Source organism: Methanosarcina sp. MSH10X1, assembly GCF_004099695.1.
GTDB lineage: Archaea > Halobacteriota > Methanosarcinia > Methanosarcinales > Methanosarcinaceae > Methanosarcina.
Genome location: NZ_SCHL01000005.1, coordinates 180,064 through 198,637, shown reverse-complemented (window position 1 = coordinate 198,637; position 18,574 = coordinate 180,064). Strand labels below are relative to the sequence as shown.

General features: G+C 42.9%; 15 protein-coding genes and 1 tRNA gene. 4 read left to right on the top strand and 12 right to left on the bottom strand.

The annotated features are described in order from the left end of the window. The first annotated feature begins 466 nt into the window (after positions 1 to 466). The gene (locus tag EQO05_RS06440) at positions 467 to 2,047 is read left to right on the top strand and encodes an S-layer family protein (protein WP_128504844.1); all 1,581 of its coding nucleotides are present in this window, start codon (positions 467 to 469) and stop codon (positions 2,045 to 2,047) included. Positions 2,048 to 2,385: 338 nt separating this feature from the next. Here EQO05_RS06440 and EQO05_RS06435 read toward each other — a convergent pair whose 3' ends face one another. Both EQO05_RS06435 and EQO05_RS06430 read right to left on the bottom strand, forming a co-directional pair. Further along, positions 2,386 to 2,772, bottom strand: a complete 387-nt coding sequence (locus EQO05_RS06435; RefSeq protein WP_128504842.1) for a 4Fe-4S binding protein — start codon at positions 2,770 to 2,772, stop codon at positions 2,386 to 2,388. A 2-nt stretch (positions 2,773 to 2,774) separates the two neighbouring features. Beyond that, complete coding sequence (locus EQO05_RS06430) at positions 2,775 to 4,277, bottom strand: L-aspartate semialdehyde sulfurtransferase (RefSeq protein ID WP_128504840.1); 1,503 nt, start codon at positions 4,275 to 4,277, stop codon at positions 2,775 to 2,777. 339 nt (positions 4,278 to 4,616) lie between these two features. Here EQO05_RS06430 and EQO05_RS06425 point away from each other — a divergent pair, with 339 nt between their 5' ends. After that, positions 4,617 to 5,060 (top strand): adenylyltransferase/cytidyltransferase family protein, encoded by a 444-nt coding sequence (locus tag EQO05_RS06425; protein ID WP_128504956.1) that lies wholly within the window; start codon positions 4,617 to 4,619, stop codon positions 5,058 to 5,060. A gap of 86 nt (positions 5,061 to 5,146) precedes the next feature. Here the strand turns inward: EQO05_RS06425 and EQO05_RS06420 are convergent, their stop codons facing one another. The 10 genes from EQO05_RS06420 to EQO05_RS06375 form a co-directional block, all read right to left on the bottom strand. Beyond that, a complete protein-coding gene (locus tag EQO05_RS06420) occupies positions 5,147 to 6,289 on the bottom strand; it encodes a pyridoxal phosphate-dependent aminotransferase (RefSeq protein WP_128504838.1) in 1,143 nt (380 codons plus the stop codon). 55 nt (positions 6,290 to 6,344) lie between these two features. Next, on the bottom strand, positions 6,345 to 6,749 hold the full coding sequence (ribH, locus tag EQO05_RS06415; RefSeq protein ID WP_128504836.1) for a 6,7-dimethyl-8-ribityllumazine synthase: 405 nt from the start codon (positions 6,747 to 6,749) through the stop codon (positions 6,345 to 6,347). Positions 6,750 to 6,788: 39 nt separating this feature from the next. Continuing rightward, positions 6,789 to 7,253 (bottom strand): riboflavin synthase, encoded by a 465-nt coding sequence (ribC, locus tag EQO05_RS06410; RefSeq protein ID WP_128504835.1) that lies wholly within the window; start codon positions 7,251 to 7,253, stop codon positions 6,789 to 6,791. An 84-nt stretch (positions 7,254 to 7,337) separates the two neighbouring features. Further along, positions 7,338 to 8,489 carry an alanine--glyoxylate aminotransferase family protein gene (locus EQO05_RS06405; protein WP_128504833.1) on the bottom strand — a complete coding sequence of 384 codons (1,152 nt, stop codon included), beginning with the start codon at positions 8,487 to 8,489 and terminating at the stop codon, positions 7,338 to 7,340. A gap of 319 nt (positions 8,490 to 8,808) precedes the next feature. After that, positions 8,809 to 9,372 carry a CBS domain-containing protein gene (locus EQO05_RS06400; RefSeq protein WP_128504831.1) on the bottom strand — a complete coding sequence of 188 codons (564 nt, stop codon included), beginning with the start codon at positions 9,370 to 9,372 and terminating at the stop codon, positions 8,809 to 8,811. Between the two features lie 362 nt (positions 9,373 to 9,734). Beyond that, positions 9,735 to 12,029 (bottom strand): CDC48 family AAA ATPase, encoded by a 2,295-nt coding sequence (locus EQO05_RS06395; RefSeq protein ID WP_128504829.1) that lies wholly within the window; start codon positions 12,027 to 12,029, stop codon positions 9,735 to 9,737. Positions 12,030 to 12,105: 76 nt separating this feature from the next. Then, entirely contained in the window at positions 12,106 to 12,756 is a 651-nt protein-coding gene (locus EQO05_RS06390; RefSeq protein WP_128504827.1) for a flavodoxin family protein, read from the bottom strand. A gap of 243 nt (positions 12,757 to 12,999) precedes the next feature. After that, positions 13,000 to 13,176: a winged helix-turn-helix domain-containing protein gene (locus EQO05_RS06385; RefSeq protein WP_230627482.1), complete on the bottom strand. Its 177-nt coding sequence runs from the start codon at positions 13,174 to 13,176 to the stop codon at positions 13,000 to 13,002. 466 nt (positions 13,177 to 13,642) lie between these two features. Continuing rightward, positions 13,643 to 13,716, bottom strand: a tRNA-Val gene (locus EQO05_RS06380). Positions 13,717 to 14,819: 1,103 nt separating this feature from the next. Then, the gene (locus EQO05_RS06375) at positions 14,820 to 16,727 is read right to left on the bottom strand and encodes a replication factor C large subunit (RefSeq protein WP_128504825.1); all 1,908 of its coding nucleotides are present in this window, start codon (positions 16,725 to 16,727) and stop codon (positions 14,820 to 14,822) included. A gap of 353 nt (positions 16,728 to 17,080) precedes the next feature. On the opposite strand from EQO05_RS06375, the gene mtxX reads away from it, so the two are divergent. Together mtxX and EQO05_RS06365 are read left to right on the top strand one after the other, a co-directional pair. Continuing rightward, positions 17,081 to 17,938, top strand: coding sequence for a methanogenesis marker protein Mmp4/MtxX (gene mtxX, locus EQO05_RS06370; RefSeq protein WP_128504823.1), 858 nt, complete (start codon positions 17,081 to 17,083; stop codon positions 17,936 to 17,938). Next, positions 17,935 to 18,528 (top strand): tetrahydromethanopterin S-methyltransferase subunit A, encoded by a 594-nt coding sequence (locus tag EQO05_RS06365; RefSeq protein ID WP_128504821.1) that lies wholly within the window; start codon positions 17,935 to 17,937, stop codon positions 18,526 to 18,528. Before mtxX ends, EQO05_RS06365 begins: the two co-directional genes overlap by 4 nt. Positions 18,529 to 18,574 lie beyond the last annotated feature (46 nt).

The following is an 18,574-nucleotide window of genomic DNA, read 5'->3' as shown; positions in this document are numbered from 1 at the left end:
CTTCTGGTGATCTTAATTACTAATATTGTAACTTCTTACAGTTTATGTGGATTCTGTATTGGTTCTGTATCCTTATATTCTGGTCCAAAAGGTTCAGGAATATAAACATATCTGATTCTTTTTTCACAACTTGTTACATAAATAAATAATCCTGGAATTTAAATCCCAGCCGGATTTTGATATAAAAATTAATCTTTAATCCTTAATAAATGAGGATTAAACAGAAAGAATCAATTTGTGTTACCCTATTATGAATATTAAAACTATAGTAATATTAATTTAAGCCCTAGATAACTTTTTATTTACAGAATTTTTTAAATATATTATAACGTTTCTTTTTATAGATTTGTTTGATTATCTATTTGTATGGAATAATAAAGGATCTTGCGCTACTTACAGGGCATAATCTGAAATACGACTATTTAAGGGTATATTGAATTAAGTAAAATTTGGAGAGTATGGATAAATGGGGAAACAGACATTTGATATAATAAAGAGGATACGATACCTTCTAATTTCAATCTTTTTTGTAGCACTGGTGACCGTTGCAGCAGCCGATAGCGATACGGGAAACAGCAGTAACATATGGAATGACAGTTATTCGGAACAGGAAACCGAAACTATACCCAATGCAGGTGAAGACCAGGCGAACACCTTTAACAATGTCATATTTAACAATGTAACCTTTAACAATGGTCCTAGTTCAGAGAACATCTTTAACAATGTAACTTTTAATAATGTAACCTTCAATAATGCGCTAAATCTCGATAATAATGTCAACAACGGCTTAAACTCAGAAAACGTTTCTAAAAATAGCTTGAACCCGAGAAACTCTGTGAACATTAGGAAGAGTACCAGGAATACTGCAAGTAGCGGGCAGAACTCAGGCAACACGCCCGGTAATGAATCAAACTCAGAGAGCAACTCAAACAATGGGTCAAATGGAGAGTACACATTCAATAACGGAACGAACGCGGGAAGCACATTCAACAACGGGACGAATCCAGGAAGCACGTTCAATAATGGGTCAAGTACAGAATATACGTTCAACAATGGGTCAAACCCTGGAAGTACATTCAATAACGGAACGAATCCAGGGAGCACATTTAATATAGGGCAGTATGCGGGGAGTACATTTAACATAGGGCAGTATGCAGGAGCCACTATTAACCTAGGACAGAACGCTGGCAGCACGGTTAATACCGGACAGAATTCTGGAAATACAGATAATACCGGGTATAACTCAGGCAATACAGTTAATAACGGGCATAACTCGGGTAGCACGATTAACACAGGGCAAAGTTCAGGCAATACAGTAAATAGTGGACAGAACTCAGGCAACACAGTTAATACAGGGCAGAATTCGGGAAATACAGTTAATACCGGAGGGTCGGGGAATACTGTTAATGCGGGACAGAATTCGGGAAATACAGTTAATACCGGAGGGTCGGGGAATACTGTTAATGTGGGACAGAACTCGGGCAATAATATTAATGCCGGACAGAATTCAGGAAATACCATTAACGCCGGAGAGTCGGGAAACACCGTGAATAATGGGCAAAATTCCGGTAACACAATTAACATCGGAGAGTCAGGTAATACGGCTAATACCGGTCAGAACTCCGGAAATACGGTAAATAATGGAGATAATTCAGGTAGTACCATTAACATTGGAGATAACTCGGACAATACGGTGAATAACGGAGATGTTTCAGGCAATACAGTTAATATAGGGCAAAACTCAGGTAATACGATAAACAATGGAGATAATTCAGATAATACAATAAATAATGGGGATAGTTCGGGTAGTACAATAAATAATGGGGATAGTTCGGGTAGTACAATAAATAATGGAGATAGTTCGGGTAGTACAATAAATAATGGAGATAATTCAGATAATACAGTAAATAATGGAGACAATTCGGGCAGTACAATAAATAATGTGGATAATTCGAGCAGTACAATAAATAATGTGGATAATTCAGGGGACACTGGTGATAGTGAGTCGAATTCAGAGGACGTAGATAATAGTAAGCTGGGAGAATAACGAGAAAATTCATTTCTTATCTATGCCTGTTGTTAAAAGGACTTACGCAGTTTAACTGAAAAAAACTCCGCTCTGAAATTCAGTAACTTCTAGATTTCGTACAAGCCATGTAAATTACTGGATTTTGGAGCAGAATTACTAAAAACTGGCATAAACACGAAATAAAACTGAAAATTTAGAAGAAGAATTAAAAATTGTTTACATTATTGATTTTGCCTTTAACTGACTTGAACATAAAATTCCTGTCAAATGAATCTTTTTTCTCTTTCTGAAAAATAGAAAAGGGATTTGATAATCTATACATATAAAATAAACGTTGTAGCTTATCTCATCTCTCTTTATTCTCCCAGTTTCAAAGCGCCATGCGGGCACATTTTGATACATACGCCGCACTGGATACATTTCTTTTCATCTACCAGAATACTCCAGGAACCGTCAAAGGAATATACATTCATTGGGCAGACTGAGATACAGGCTCCGCACTCGATACATTCTTCTTCATCCCTGTGAATGGGCCGGTCCAGAATGGAAACTATCGCCCCTCTGGATTCCAGGGCTCTTTTAATTTTATCGAATCTGAAATCACTCACGTCCGCAATTAATTCCCCGTAGGTTGAGTCGATATTTGCAACCATTATATTGATCAGGATTCCGGTTTCGACTATGGATTCGGAAATTATAGGGTTATGGATTCTTTCGGTGGGAATAGTGATCTTGATTTTCATGCTCAGTACCTCCTTGCAAGGAGCTTGCTTATGTTATCGCTTGTTATTATTCCGAGGACCCGCCTCTGGGTATCGATCACCGGCATTGCAGACACCCCATACCGGTCCAACCGCCTGGCCGCAAGATCCACAGGTTCGTTCGGAGCGCAGGTAAGGACCTTTCTCGTCATAACGCTTTCCACCGAATCAAAACAATTCTCTGCAACAGCCTTGGAAATATCCCAGGCAGTCAGGATCCCGACCAGTTCGCCAGTATCAGAAATCACAGCCAGGTGGTTAAAAGAATTTTCCCAGATCTTCTTAGCCGCGTCCTGAACCGTTTGATCTTTTTTGATTGTCACAAAAAAGCTGGACATCACATCTTTTACGAGAGGTACGGCATGAGTCTGCTTCATAGGTCTGGCAAACCCTTTAGCGGACAAGCTTTCCACAGGCATGCTGACAAAGAATTTTCCGTGCTTAACCCACTCTTTTAGCTCATTTGCAATTTTTCTCGCATTCTTGAAACTGGAAAGGGAAGAAGTAGGCACATCTTTATCATTAATATGCACCGAGCCTGACCTGAGTTCGGCATAATTTACCTCTTTGATAACCGGCTTGTCCCGGCTTCCCACAGCATAATCCTGAATGCTGGTTGTGATATCTTCATCACGTACTGCAGTTGCGGCAGCAAGTTTTTCATTGAGGATAGGAATAGGGATTCCGATACCCATATAGAGGGTAGTTCCGTATCCTGCAAAGGAGGCAGCCCTCAAATAATCAGGGCTCATCTCCTTCAGGTTACCTTTAAGCATGAGAGTCCCGAAACCTGAAGAGGGAGAATGTTGAGTCCCGCTGCCTATAACATAACCCTGGGCTCCCCCTATGAAAATTCTTGTTCCCATGCCTATAGTCTCATAGTTCGGATCGTTTGAAAGAGGAGAAAGTACGCCTGCCCCGGAATAGGTTACATTTCCGAAATTTGGCAGGAGCTCGCCCATGTAAGTGTTCAGAATCCTTTTGGAACTGTTAGTTGCTGCTCCATATTTCTGGTAGGCATTCCTGGGGTTTATAAGAACAGCTTCGTTAAGGTCTTCAATGTTAATTGTCGTATCAAGCACTTTCCTTGGATAACAGTCTGTTCCATAAGAAGTCGCATGGACATTGATCTCTTTGCCCCTGAGGAGATCTTCAATAACTTGAGCTCCTCCATACTGGATTCCCCGTGTTTCAGATATCTGGGCGGCACCCAGGTAAGCATCTACGGCTGCTAATCCGCTATATGCTTCTACATTGTTAAACCAGAGTTTCTGAATTTTAATAGGGGGCTCGGAATGCCCGAGGTTGAGCATTAAACCGGATGAACACATAGCTCCGAATGTGCCTGTGGTAACTACATCCACTTCCCTTGCAGCCCCTTCCGCGCCAAGTTCCTCAACAATTGTGACCATTTCCTCGGCTGTCACAACATTGACGCTTCCATCTTCAATTTTTCTATTAATCTCATGAATCGATTTTTTAATCATTGGGGGTCTCCTCTTCTTATAAATTTATCTAGATAGTAATATTTATTAGAATTATATATTACTTGTGATAATCCAGAGGGTAACAGCTCTGCCAGAAAAAGCAAAAAGCTGTATCTGAATTTGATTTTCTTCAGATTTCCAATTTTATGTTCTGAGTTTGATAAACAATAATCATATTTACGAGCCATATATATTACTTGCGAGAATTTGAAATTCTCTCATTAAATAAGCCGGCTATAAATAGATCATAATAGTTCAACAGTATACAGTTTGAATAATCTGAACTTCATTCCTGGTTCCAGGCAGGATTATTTTCAGTTAGTTTCTTATGCTTACAGGATATACCCGAGGCCAGGTGATCCGTTGACGCGTATACTTGCTACCGGGACTTTTGACCTTCTTCACCCCGGACATGTTTATTTTCTGACCCAGGCAAGAGCTCTGGGAGATGAGCTTTTCGTTATTGTTGCGAGAGATTCGAACGTAACTCACAAGCCAAAACCGATCGTACCCGAGGAGCAGCGGCTGGAGATGGTAAATGCACTCGGGATGGTTGATAAGGCGCTTCTTGGCAGCGAAAAAGATATGTTTGAACCCCTGAAACAAATCAGGCCGGATACCATCGCCCTGGGTTATGACCAGCGCTTTGACAGCAAGCTTCTGGAAAAAGAACTTACTAAAAGAGGACTTCCCGCAAATGTGGTAAGGATCCCACTTTCGAAGGAATGTCCACTCTGCAGTACAGGTGCAATCATAAAAGAGGTGCTTAAAAGGTATGGGTAAACTGCCCTTACCATTAAGCCCGGTTCAATCAATACCTGTTAATCTTTACTCTCTCCTTTGAAAGGAGAAAAGTTACTGTATTCAATTTATGAAAATACCGTTTCAAGTCTCTCAAGGGCTTCCCTGATTCTATCAATTGACGTTGCGTATGAGACCCTGATGAAGTCTTCGCCAGATGAACCAAAAGCGATTCCAGGCGTAACTGCCACCTGAGCTTCTTTCAAAAGTCTTTCTGCAACCTCAGTCCCATTTCCATACTCGCTGACATTAGCAAAAGCATAGAAAGCTCCCTCAGGCTTTTTGCATTCAAGTCCCATTTTGTTAAGGCCGTCGATAAGGACATCGCGCCTTACTTTGAAACGATCAACCATTGCTTTAACGCTATCCTGAGGGCCCTGAAGAGCCTCTAGCCCACCATATTGAACAAATGTGGTTGCACTGCTCACTGAATGAGACTGGATTTTAAGTAGAAGTTTTAGAATCTCAGGAGGAGCAGTCAGGTAGCCAAGTCTCCAGCCTGTCATGGCATATGCCTTGGAAAAGCCGTTTACGGTGATGGTTCTCTCCTGCATCCCATCAAAGCTGCCAATACTGATGTGCTCTCTGTCATAGATGATTTTCTCATAAATTTCATCAGAGACCACTGTAAGGTCATGGTCAATTGCAAGGTCGGCAATGCATTGTAAAGTCTTCTTTCCAAAGACCCCACCTGTTGGGTTTCCCGGACTATTTACAACAATGAGCTTGGTTTTGTCAGTTATATAATCTTGAAAATTGTCAGGAATGAAACCTTTTTCAGGCACTGTTGGAATCCAGACCGTTTCCGCCCCTGCAAAACGTATACATGCGTCATAAGTTACCCATGCCGGGTCAAACAGAAGAGCCTGGTCCCCGTCATCAAGGACACCCATCATTATCTCAAAAATTCCCTGTTTTGCGCCCGGGGTGACAAGCACGCCTGTCTCGGTTACATCGAGATTGTTTTCCGTCCTCAGTTTTTCGGCAATGGCTGCCCTTAGCTCCGGGATACCTCCAGAAGGGGCATAGTGGGTTTTTCCCTCATACATGGCCTTTGCCGCAGCATCGCAGATATTTTTCGGGGTGTTGAAATCAGGTTCACCAAGGCTGAAGTTGATGACGTCTGTACCCTCTTTAATCATTCTGGTTGCAATGTTGGAGATCCTTATCGTTGCGGATTCTTCTACACGCTTGAGCCTTGCGGATGTCATAGGGATGGTCCTGGTTTTTTACATTTTGCTAGCTTATTTAGGATAGTATAGAAATTCACAGCCGCCGCACCAGCTTTACCGCAGCTTCAACTGCCCGCTTTGCATAGTCCACACGTTCATGAGCCGCCATGCGAGTCATGCCCGGGCCAGGAATTCCGAGAGTTACAGGCTTATTAAACTCAAGAGAAAGATCCATAATCTTTCTTGCAGCATGCTGCATAACCACCTGGTCATGATCAGTCTCACCTTCAATTACAGATCCTACAGTAACCACGGCATCGATGTCGTCCCTCTGGCAAAGCTTCTTGATTGCAAGGGGCATGTCAAAGACCCCAGGAACAAGAATTGTCTCTTTAACTGTTGCCCCCAGGAACTCCGCGTGTTCTCTTCCTAGCAGTTCCATCTGATAGGTCAGATCCCTGTTAAATTCAGCTACAACAAATCCTAGGCTGATAGTCATCTAATAAGGTCTCCAGTCTTTGTTTTTACTTAAAATGCTTCACATTTTCAATGGGCCCGCATCTTCAAAACCCTGTCTCTGACCGGTACCGGCCTCTCGAATTAGTTTGTCAGGCTTGAAGAGCAGCTTTATTACGTTTATGGCGTGCTCACGGGTTCTTCTATCCATAAGGAAAGCGAGTTCCTTCTCATCCGTTCCCTCGTTTTCATGGACAAAGACCTCTATAATATGGGTATTGGTCATGAGCTGGGCCATAATAAGACCCTGGGAAGCTTCATGAGCACATATTTTATCCTGTTCTTTGGCTCCGGGCATGCCGAGAGCCATAACGATATCGCACCTTTCTTCTTCGATAAGTTTCTTGGCTGCGACAGGAAGGTCCTTTATCCCGGGCACGGTTACTCTCTTTATTTTCACAGATACGTTTTTCTGTATCTCGTCAATTGCCGCACGCCCCATATTATAGCGTGCGAATGTTGTATCTGCAATTCCTATTGTGGGCATGTGAATCCGATCGGAATTTCAAGATTAAATCTTTTTCCGGGTTTTCCTGAAAAGGCTGGTAAATCTATGATTTTTTTATCCCATTCAGGCTCTGTCAATAACCCTGGTTGCAGCTTCTGTACCTGCTCCCAGGCTGTCAACGTAACCACGTTTGTTCAGTACGATCTCCAGTTGCTGGATGGTTGAGAGTACGTCCCTTGCGGTGACATTTCCCATGCATCCTATTCTGAAAATCTTGCTTTTAAGACGTTCCTGCCCACCTGCAATAATTACGCCTCGCTTCTTCATATCGTTCTTTATATCCTCACTATCAATGCCTGCAGGAGCTTTCATAGCAGAGATGGTATTGGAGTAGTGGCTGTATTCATTAAGCTGAGGGAACATTTCAATGTTAAGAGCGGCAGTTGCCGCTCTTACGGCTTCGGAAAGGATTCTGTGCCTCTTGATTCTTGCCTCCATACCTTCCTCTTTTACGATATGCAGAGCTTCCTGAAGTGCGTAGAAGAGAGGAATTGCAGGAGTATAAGGTGTTTCCGGCCTGGGTTTGTCCCCACTCTTTTTATATGCCAGGAGATCGTTGTAGTAGGGTTTTTTTGTTACGTCTTTCATAGCCTCAAAAGCTCTTTCACTTACAGAAACGACTGAAAGTCCGGGAGGAGCTGCAAGGCACTTCTGTGAACCTACAACTGCAATGTCAACTCCCCATTCATCGACTCTAACATTGTCTCCCCCAACGGAGGTCACGCCGTCCATAATAAAAAGGGCATCATGCTTTTTGGCAAGTTTGCCAATTTCTACTGCCGGGTTAAGTATGCCTGCAGACGTCTCGTTATGGACGAGTGTGATGGCTTTGGCTCCTTCTTCGAGTTTTTCCTTAACAATTTCAAGGTCAATCGGAAGACCCCATTCGAATACAGCAGGAACGACATCTGCGTAAAGAGCTGCAATATCTTTGAAGCGCTCTCCGAACTTACCGTTTTCTATTGCAATAATTTTGTCCCCGTTTCCGGCTACAGATCCTACAGCAGCTTCCATTCCTGCCGTTCCCGAGCCACTGAGCAAAAAGATATCGTTCTTTGTCTGGAAAACGCTGGAAAGGATTTCCCTGCAATCGGTATAAATTCCGGCAAATTCCGCACTCCGGTGGTTGATCATCGGTTTTGACATTGCTCTAAGGACTCTGGGTGCAACAGGTACGGGACCAGGCATCATGAGAAGAGTATCTTCCAGATCCATATGTATTATGCTCCGCATTTTCAAAGATTTAATCGATTTTGTTTTTTATTTGTTTAAGCAGGTTTGTGTTAATTCTGTAATTTAATAATCCTGCAGGTTTAAAGTAACTCAAAGTTATATCAGCATTACACAGTATGCCCGAAAGGCCCTGCAGTATCATCCTGAAGAGTTTTAACAGGATTAATTAAATTAAGTTATTTTGGAAAGGTTGAGCTTTAAATTCCATTTAGAGTTCAGGTTTAATTGAATTCTAGTATATAATTGATGTGCTTTCCATGCGTATTCCGGAATACCGCCCTGCAAGAAGAACGGATTCCTATCACTGCCCCTGGAGGAGCTTCATAACGTCGTGTTTTGTTACGACGCCAATAACCGTTCCTTTTTCTACCACCAGCACAGCAGGATTTCCTTCCAGGATATGTGAAACGACTGAAATTGAAATACCTGGTGATACTGCAGGGAAGGACTCCCCCATTATCTCAGAAACTTTCAACTGGGAAATTGATTTTTTCTTACTTTCAGACATTAATTTTACTATCATATCTTCCGAAACACTTCCAACCGGTATGTCCCTATCAAGCACAGGAACCTGTGAGAAACCATGACCATGCATAAGGTTTACTACTTCTTCCACGGAATCATCCGGAGAAACATGAATCACAGGGGAATGCATCAGATCTCTTATAATAATCTGCTGTTCCTTTTCAACTTCCTCAAAAGCATCAAGAATTTTCCGGACAGTCGAAAGCCGGGGGTCTACATCTCCCGATTCAATACGAGCTATAAGGGGCTGGCTAACTCCTGCCCTCTTAGCCAGGTCGCTCTGGGTAAGCCCGAGTTCATTCCTTTTTTTTTTAAGATCTTCGGGTGTTGGAAGCTGCATATATATTACCGATAGTAATTATGATATTTAATATCATTGGTTAACATAATTCTTAAAGTTTAAATATAGAAGAATATTTAATCCACATAATCGTCTTCAGAGAGACTTTACAGTACAGAACGGTAAAAAAGTAGAGAATTTGAAAACCGGTCAACCTTAAAGCTTAGCGAATACAAAAACAATATTTAAAAAATAGATAAGATTGCAAAAGAAAAAATTTATAAATAAACGAAAAAGTAAGCTGATAAAGAGGTAAGAAAAAAATAACTTAATAGTTATACAGGTAGAAATAAGTTAACAGATAAGAAGGAAAAAAGAAGGAAAAGATAAAACCGTATCCTTCCGTTCTCACCCCGTTCTAATCAAATGTAAGAGGGGTTCTCGATCTCCTTTGATTTTCTTGTCCTGAGTTCGCCTTTTATAGCTTCGTAATATTTCATCGTATCCGGAGTAACTGAAGGACCGGTTTCTGCAATCGCTTTAAGGAAATGCCTCTGCCTGACACTTTTTGCGTGAAGGTCCTCACGCAGGGCAAGCCTCCCAGCCTTCTTGCACAAGGCTGCAATGTCTGCACCTGTATATTGATCTGTCATGGAAACGAGTTTCTCAATGTCCACATCTTCTGCAAGTGCCATTTTCCCGGTGTGGACTTTAAAAATTTCCCTGCGAGCTCCTTCATCAGGGATCGGAACAAGAATCAGCTCATCAAAACGCCCTGGCCGGATAAGCGCAGGATCGATGACGTCAGGGCGATTGGTTGCGCCAATTACTACTACAGCCCTGAGTTCTTCAAGTCCGTCCATTTCGGAAAGCAATTGATTAAGAATTCTAGCCGTAACCTGAGGCTCCCCTGTGGAAGCCCCACGAATGGGAGCAAGTGAGTCAAGTTCATCCAGAAAGATAATCGAGGGAGCTACCTGCCTTGCCCGTGTGAAAACCTCAGCAATCCTTTTTTCGGATTCCCCGTACCATTTGGAGAGCAGATCGCTTCCCTTGGCTGTGATAAAGTTCGCATCCGATTCATGGGCTATTGCCTTTGCAAGCAGCGTCTTTCCCGTACCTGGAGGTCCGTATAGCAGGACACCCTTAGGGGCTTCAACTCCTATATCCCTGTAAGATTCCGGACTCTTAAGGGGCCATTCCACTACCTCTTTCAGTAGCCTTTTTACTTCTTCCAGACCTCCGACATCATCCCAGCTGACCGTGGGCACTTCGATGAGGATCTCCCTTATTGCCGAGGGCTGGACGTCCTTAAGAGCATTTTCGAAATCTTCCCTTATTACCTGAAGGGAATCCAGGATCTCAGCCGGAATCTCAGGTTCGTTGAGATTAATTTTCGGCAGAACCCGTCTCAGAGAGCTCATAGCGGCTTCCCTGCACAGGGCAGCGATGTCAGCTCCTACGAACCCGTACGTGATTTGAGCAAAATCCATAAGGTTTACATCGTCTGCAAGAGGCATTCCCCTTGTATGGATCTGGAAAATTTCCAGCCTTCCGTCTGTATCCGGGACCCTTAGTTCAATTTCCCGGTCAAACCTGCCCGGGCGGCGGAGTGCTACATCCAGGGCTTCAGGACGGTTGGTTGACCCTATAACGATTACATTCTTGCGAGCTTTAAGTCCGTCCATCAGGGAGAGAAGTTGAGCGACTACCCTTCTTTCGACTTCTCCGGTTACCTCGGCTCTCTTGGGAGCAATTGAATCAATTTCGTCGAGGAAAATAATCGCAGGAGCATTATTCTCTGCATCCTCGAAGATTTCCCTGATAGCCCTTTCGGATTCCCCATAGTATTTGGACATAATTTCCGGGCCGTTGATAGAAATGAAATAGGCATCAGATTCATTGGCAACTGCCTTCGCAAGCATTGTCTTGCCCGTTCCGGGCGGGCCGTGGAGCAATACTCCTTTAGGGGCATCGATCCCGAGCCTGTCAAAGAGTTCCGGATGCTTCAAAGGCAGCTCTATCATTTCCCTGACTTTGCCGATAGCTTCCTTAACCCCACCAAGGTCTTCATACATAACAGAAGGAATATTCTGCTCAGGGGTTACTTCCGTCGCTTCAGGCAGAAGCTCTACCTGCGTTAAGTCTGTAATCTTTACTATTCCTGACGGAGAGGTAGAAACTACCTGCAGTTTTATTTCTCCAAGCCCGAATGATGGCCCGAAACCCTGGCCAAAAAAATCCTGGAAGAAATCTTCGAACATTACTCCTTTTCCCAAAGCCTCCCTTTCCCTCGATTTTCTTAAGCTCGTAGTTGAAATAAAGTCGCCCTTTGAAACCGTCCGGTTCATGAATACGGCTTTAAGGGTTTCACTAGGAGCGTAGATTTGCATACCTTTGGATACCGGTGCGAGAGTTACACTCTTTGCTTCTTTCCACTCGGCTTTTCGAATCTCAACATGTTCTCCTATGCTGGTTTTTGCATTGGTGCGGATAAGCCCATCCATACGTATAATATCAAGCCCCGAATCACTCGGATACGGACGCCCTATCAGGGCTGAAGTCGATTTCCCCCCTTTGATCTCCACAACATCAAAGGGCTTGAGGCCCAGTTTTTCCCGGAAGCTTTCGTCTATCCGGACAATGCCCTTTCCAACATCCCGTTGATCAGCTTCCGCAACTTTCAATTTTACTGTTGTTTTATCCCTATCAGTCAAACTAATACCCCCCATCTCATCAGTAAAAGTGTTCAGGACTTCTGTAAAAAATAAGCAGCTTTCAGGCTGGTCAGCATCAATCGCTTACCTTCTTCGCCTCCTCATCAAGATTCTTTAAGTTTGTAGGGATAGGGTTTTTTCTGAGTAAATTTGCAAAATATACCAGATTGTGTGCCATATATCTGGCTGTACGATTTGTATAGAGATGCCTGTCTCCTCCAGCTTCTATGTAACTTGGACCCGGTCCTGCATCACCAACCCAGTAACAGTCTGCATTTGGAGGAACGGTGCAGCCCAGATGGGTAAGGTTAAAGAGTAAGGTTGAACAGACATCATGCGCCCCATCCTCATTGCCGGTAACGATAACTCCTGCGGCCTTCCCATAAAGTGGGTACTGACCGGTTTCGGGATCTGCTTCCATGTAAGTCCCATCCAGCCTTTCAATTACCATCTTCGCCACAGAGGATAGGACTCCAAACCAGATGGGAGTTGCTATAACAAGGATATCACAGGCTTTTATCTTTGTAAGGATTAAGGGCCATTCATCTTCTCCCCCTTCATCTGAGGAAACCCCGAAAGCTACGTTATGATCCACAACCCTTATCACTTCGCTTTCAACGCCAAGCTCATTAAAGATAGCTGCCGCCTTGTCAATAAGAGCACGAGTGTTCGATACCCGAGGCGATTTTTTCAGCGTGCAGTTCAAAAAAAGTACCTTCATCGCCATAGTATATATGTTTCCAAACTGCTTTTATTTATACGGAGGCGCATTATAATTCAGAAATTCTGGTTCTGAATTACTCGCCAGGCGCTTTTCGTCACCGGATTCTCGGCTGCCATTTGCAATGAGAAAGCCAGCAGAAAGAATGGAAGTTGAGAAAAGACGATAAAACCTAATGAAACTGGAAATCCGGAAAAAAGAAAAAGATGGGAAAAGTTAACAAAAAATTAAATAGAGGTTAAAAATTGCTTAGAGTTTGAGTTCTTTAGCCATTTCCTGAAAGACTTTTCCTTTATCAGTGGTGATGAAAAGTCCATTTTCATGCCTGATAAGCTCTTTTTCTTTCAACATTTCAAGGTATTTCTGGGCAATATTAAAGTTTAGATTAACTTCATATACAATATGAGTCTTCTTCGCCCCGTTCATAGCTACTCTTAAAATATCTACTGCAATATCAGTCCTGCTCCTTCTCTTAATACTGACTCCTCCCCCACGGTAGATTTTGAAATAATCTTTGCAAGAAGCTACGCTTTAAAAATATTAAAGCATATCTTTTTGTAGGTAACAAAGATTCTAAATCTTTATCGTTTCCCTTTCTATATAACAATATCAGTGTCATATATAATGTCAAGTTATAAAGGGAAAAAATTTTAACGGATAAATTCACGCCTGCGGCTAGAAGAAGAAGTAAATTGCCAGAGAAAAAATCAGAAACAGCTCCCGCTTAGACTTATTGAAACAAACTCTAGTGTTAACGAAGAAGATACATTAAAAATATAAAAAAGAAAAACTGAAAAGATGCGCAAAAGTATTTATATTCAGCTACACTGTCAAAAAATATGGAAAATATAATAACTAATTTTACCAGAAACGGTATAATGGAAGAGTATTATGGGCCCGCTGAGATTCGAACTCAGGATCCCCGCCGTGTAAAGGCGATGTCATGACCGACTAGACCACGAGCCCATTTTGCTTACATTTGCAGGATCGCTCTAAGTGCAAGACCAAAATGTCACTAGTTATATATATCTCTTTTGTTAGGAAAGGACTTCAGAGCTTATCTGAGAGACATTTACTGCATTAAATTAAACTCTTAACCCTTTGATAAAACTCCTGCTACAATAAATGAAACTGTCATAACGCTAAATGAGAAATTCTTACCACAATAAATCAGACTCTTACTGTAGCAGAACCTTTACCACATCAGACAAAATTTATACCACCCGGGATGAGAGACCTATCTATCCAACTAAAATGCCAGTACATAAAAAGAATCTCATATGTTATCCTCACAGCCTGCTCCTGCTCTATCAGGAAGATAAGGGCTGAGACAAAACCTGCCTGTTTTCAGGAGCTTGAGATTTTCTATTAACTGGCATGTCTAAAACTATTCTGAATGGAGAAAACCGTTAAGCAAAATATATTTATATCAGACCAGCATGTTGTAATTTATGAGCGGGTCTCTCTTTTGATAACCCCAACCCCCCAACACCCCAATTCATACTCCCAACCCGCTCATTCTGTTCTAATCGAAATCGAAACTCTTATGTAGGTATTAATTCTGCCCATAAATTACCGAATTAAAAAATCAGAATGTAGAGTTTCCGGCTAGAGAAATGAACCTGAATTTATAAACCCGGAATTATAAAATAAAAAATATATTACGAAAAACTATTTATAATATGAATAGATATTCATGTCGAGTGAGCGGGTCTCTTTTCCATAGTATAACCCCAAACCCATATCCCCCAACTATTTCCCCCAACTATTCCCCAAACTCTCCAACCCGCTCACAAAATTTTCTCTTCCCGTTTTACCAGTCTCCCGAAGATCGGAAAGCTTTTTGTAAATTGTGTTAGCAGAGCTTCTTTCTTGCCGGTTCTTGTAAATTATGTTAGCAGAGCTTCTTTTTTGCCGGTTCTTCAAAGTCTGAGAAACATCTCATGATAAGGGTAGGCTTGGAAAGAAGACTGATTCAATAGATTCAACTCCGTACAATGGGTGGAAAAAAATAAAAGGAAACTGACAAAATAAAACATGGAACGAGAAAAATAAAAAAACGAGGAGAATTAAAAATCGAAAAGTGTTTTTTGCGTTTTCGACTCGGCTTTTTTTGGAGTTTCTCTGGACTCTACCCCGGGATTTTCAGGCTTATTACGGGTATTTTTGATAGCAGGCTTGCAGTTCAAAGGTTCCTGCAGTGGAGGTTCGGGAGAGATAGTACTTCCTATCGGTTCATGAGCAAAAAAGGCTTCCCCCTCAAAGGATTCAGGGCGGAGGGAGACATCCTTAAGATTAAGATTATCAGGTTCAGAAGGGCTGGACATAAGGCTGTCATCTGTAAATCCGATCCCGTCAATCTCTGCTTCGTATTGCTCCGGAATAATAGCATCGGAAGTAAAACTACCAGGTGTGAGGGTATCAGTAAGATCCTGAGATATAATGGTACCGGAGTCATTGCTTCTCGATTTTTTTATTTCCCCGGAGATCTCCGGGGAAAGCTCGAAACCAAAGTTAAGGGTTTTTTGCCTTTCCTGAGAGGGCCCGGAATCGGTAGTCCCAGGTTCCTCAGAAGATTTCCCGGCTTTTTCATCAGGAGCTTTAACTGTGCAGCCAGAAAGCAACTCTTTATTATCACCCGAGGAAACCGGAGTTCTGAAAAACTCCGTCTCATCAGATTCTTGTTTTCCTTCAAGGAGGAGTTCCTGCGCCCTGTCGTAAATTTTCTGTAATTTTTTGCTGGGTTTTGTACTTCCCGAGAGATATATCAATTCCTCAAGTTCAAGCCCCAGACCCGCAGTTATTTCAACTGCAGATTCTTCCTCCTTTAACATACGAGAGTAAAGTTCCAGTAGGTTATTTCTGGAATAGCGCATTGACTCAAAGCTGTGTTCTCCAACTTTAGAAGCTATATTATCCCTGAGATCTCTTTTCGAACGTATCTGCCCCATCCGTTTCCACAGCGAAGGCGACTGATACTTGATAAAACCAGGATAAGGTTTTGTCTTAGAAATTGCAGCGCCGCAAACCATTAGCATGCTGGCATACCTCCACATGCCGTAGTTCTGGCGTTTCTTTACGCGTCCAAGGTAGAGGTCAGCCTTTGAGAGATAACCAAAGCCGGTTCTTATATCTCCCAGATCCCTATCCTTAGAGGCATACTGGACAGGCAGATTTTCATCGATCCAGTGTACAAGATCTTCAGGGCTCTCATCAAGTCCCCGAGCAGCTTCCAGGGCTTTTTTACAATCCGTGCTTTTAAAGATTCTCTGCATTGCCTTGAAGATATTTTCCTTAACATCCCTGCCTGAAGTGCTGATATCTTCGGCTTCCAGCACTTTCCTCCCGCTTGCCGCAGCCTGAAGGTCATTAATTGCACTTCTGAGATCGCCTCCTGCGTTTTCAGCGATCTGCTGGATTGCATCAAGGCTACACGAAATTTCCTCACTCTCACATACCTTCTTCAAAGCAGGAACCATAGAGCGGCTCTGTACGGACCCGAACTTTATTTCCAGACAGAGATTCCGGATAGTGGGAGTCAGTCCATAAACATCATTCGCAATCAACACTATGGGTTGAAGCGTGCTCTTAATAATCCCTGCAATAGCCCGCATTCCGCCCCTATCTGCTGTCCCGTGAAGGTTGTCCGCTTCGTCCAGAATGATCAGGCGTTTTCCTCCAAAGAATGTATTCATCGAAGCTGCCGATCCCGCAACCTTCTCGATAACACCTGCAGTTCTCTGGTCGCTTGCATTAAGTTCGATTACTTCCCAGCCCAGGTCACGGGCAAGAGCGTGAGCAGTAGAAGTCTTTCCTACGCCTGCAGGTCCCTGGAGGATTACAGCCCTCCTCTCTGGAATGCCTGAAAGCCATTCCTCAGCCCAGGTTCGCAAATCCTGCACCGCCTTCTTATTCCCCACGATCTCCTTCAGGGTCTGGGGGCGGTATTTTTCAGCCCATTCAATTGCCAGCGTCATCTTAAACCATACCAATAAAAAAAGAACTTATTCTTAATTCTATACATTTTAATCTTTTCACCATATAGAAAATCTTTACTCCTGCCATCTTCTGATACCGATTTTTAAACGATAACACTAAAACTACACTTCCATATGTATTAAAGCCTTTTTGCTCTAATAAAAATAGAAACTTCTAGTTCCCATTAGTCCGCTTGAGCGAACGAAGTAAGCGAAACGGACAGTGCACTGCTTAGTTTTAGAGCACATTTCGGGCCGTCCTCCCGAGACGGGACTCGGGGGACAAAATTAATTAATGATCGTGTTTTACTTCTGTGAACTACTTAAAATCTTACACAACAGTTCGGATGGATATGGAAAAGAATAATATGGACGCTCTCCTTGAGGCTATCGAAATGAGGGCCAGAGCAAACAGGGCTAGAGTAGCTATGGGAATAAGGGACCCGAATCCTAAAATGCTCGAGAGCGCCTGGAAAGCCCAGGAAATGGGATATGCACAGGTCGTCCTGGTAGGGATAAAGAAAGAAATAGAGGAGATCGGTACAGAACTTGAGATAGTGGACACGGACAATCCCGAAAAAACTCTTGCAGAACTTATGATTTCAAGAAAAGTTGATGCAGTTATCAGAGGCACGGCAAAGGCGTCAGGAGCTCTTGCCCATCTCAAAGAGGCGCTCGGAAAGAAAAGAATCTGCCGGCTTGCCCTGCTTCTCACAGTCGACGGGGTACCTTTCTTTCTCGCCCCTGTAGGAATCGATGAGGGAAATACCATTGGAGATAAGCTCAGGATGATAACGCTTGGGGCCGAACATATAAGGAGATTCGGGATAGAGCCTGCTGTCGGCGTGCTTTCCGGAGGCAGGATCGGAGACGTGGGAAGGAATAGACGTGTAGACAGGACGCTTGCAGATGGGGAATTCGTGGCAAGGAGAGCTGTGGAACTCGGGATTAATGCCAAGCATCATACAATTCTTATTGAGGATGCCATAAAAGAATCGAACTTTATCGTTGCCCCCGATGGAATTTCGGGAAACCTGATTTTCAGAACAATTGCTTTCCTGGGTGGAGGCGACGGGCTCGGAGCTCCGGTGCTGATGGACGATTACGTTTTTGTAGACACATCAAGAGTAGGCGGACATTTTACGAAAGCCATAATGCTCGCAAGTGCACTGTCTCACCTGAACAAGGAAAGAAAAAAGGTGATTCTTTGATAACCATTGCAGAGACATGGCCGGTAGTAAGAGGCGACTATACGGTAGGAAATCCCAAATCCCGAATTGCGGTCGTAACTCTTGCAAGCCAGATAAATCCTTCACCTGAAGCAGCTATATGGGGAAGTTCAAAAACCGAAAATCTAGGAGTAGAAAAAATAATCGTAAATATTATCTCAAATTCCAATATACGGTATGTTCTTGTCTGCGGGACGGAATCAAGAGGCCATCTAGCAGGCCACTCCCTGCTTGCAATTCACGCAAACGGGATTGATGAGAAGGGCAGGATTATTGGCTCTGAGGGAGCAATTCCCTTCATAGAAAATATATCCAGAGAGGCAGTTAAACGCTTCCAGCAACAGGTAGTGCTTTTTGACAGAATAGGATTGACTGACCCTGATGAAATAATGAAAATCGTGAGAAGATATAAGTATCGAGGGGAGGCTTATCCGGATGAGCCTGTAGTAACTGTTTCCCATAAGAAAAGGCAAGCTACTTTCGCGGTCCCTCTCTCAGGCGATATAATAATCTCCGAAGAACTGGTTATGGACGCAGCTTCAGGAACAGTCTGCCAGCCAAAAGATTTCTAGTTTCCAGCCAGGAAACTTAAATCAAGTGTATAGAACGAGGCTTTGA

Coding starts and splice junctions, on each gene's coding strand:
- EQO05_RS06440 (WP_128504844.1), top strand. CDS start 467: ATGGGGAAACAGACATTTGATATAATAAAGAGGATACGATACCTTCTA.
- EQO05_RS06435 (WP_128504842.1), bottom strand. CDS start 2,772: ATGAAAATCAAGATCACTATTCCCACCGAAAGAATCCATAACCCTATA.
- EQO05_RS06390 (WP_128504827.1), bottom strand. CDS start 12,756: ATGGCGATGAAGGTACTTTTTTTGAACTGCACGCTGAAAAAATCGCCT.
- EQO05_RS06405 (WP_128504833.1), bottom strand. CDS start 8,489: ATGGATCTGGAAGATACTCTTCTCATGATGCCTGGTCCCGTACCTGTT.
- EQO05_RS06430 (WP_128504840.1), bottom strand. CDS start 4,277: ATGATTAAAAAATCGATTCATGAGATTAATAGAAAAATTGAAGATGGA.
- mtxX (WP_128504823.1), top strand. CDS start 17,081: ATGGAAAAGAATAATATGGACGCTCTCCTTGAGGCTATCGAAATGAGG.
- EQO05_RS06385 (WP_230627482.1), bottom strand. CDS start 13,176: ATGAACGGGGCGAAGAAGACTCATATTGTATATGAAGTTAATCTAAAC.
- ribC (WP_128504835.1), bottom strand. CDS start 7,253: ATGCCCACAATAGGAATTGCAGATACAACATTCGCACGCTATAATATG.
- EQO05_RS06400 (WP_128504831.1), bottom strand. CDS start 9,372: ATGCAGCTTCCAACACCCGAAGATCTTAAAAAAAAAAGGAATGAACTC.
- ribH (WP_128504836.1), bottom strand. CDS start 6,749: ATGACTATCAGCCTAGGATTTGTTGTAGCTGAATTTAACAGGGATCTG.
- EQO05_RS06420 (WP_128504838.1), bottom strand. CDS start 6,289: ATGACATCCGCAAGGCTCAAGCGTGTAGAAGAATCCGCAACGATAAGG.
- EQO05_RS06375 (WP_128504825.1), bottom strand. CDS start 16,727: ATGACGCTGGCAATTGAATGGGCTGAAAAATACCGCCCCCAGACCCTG.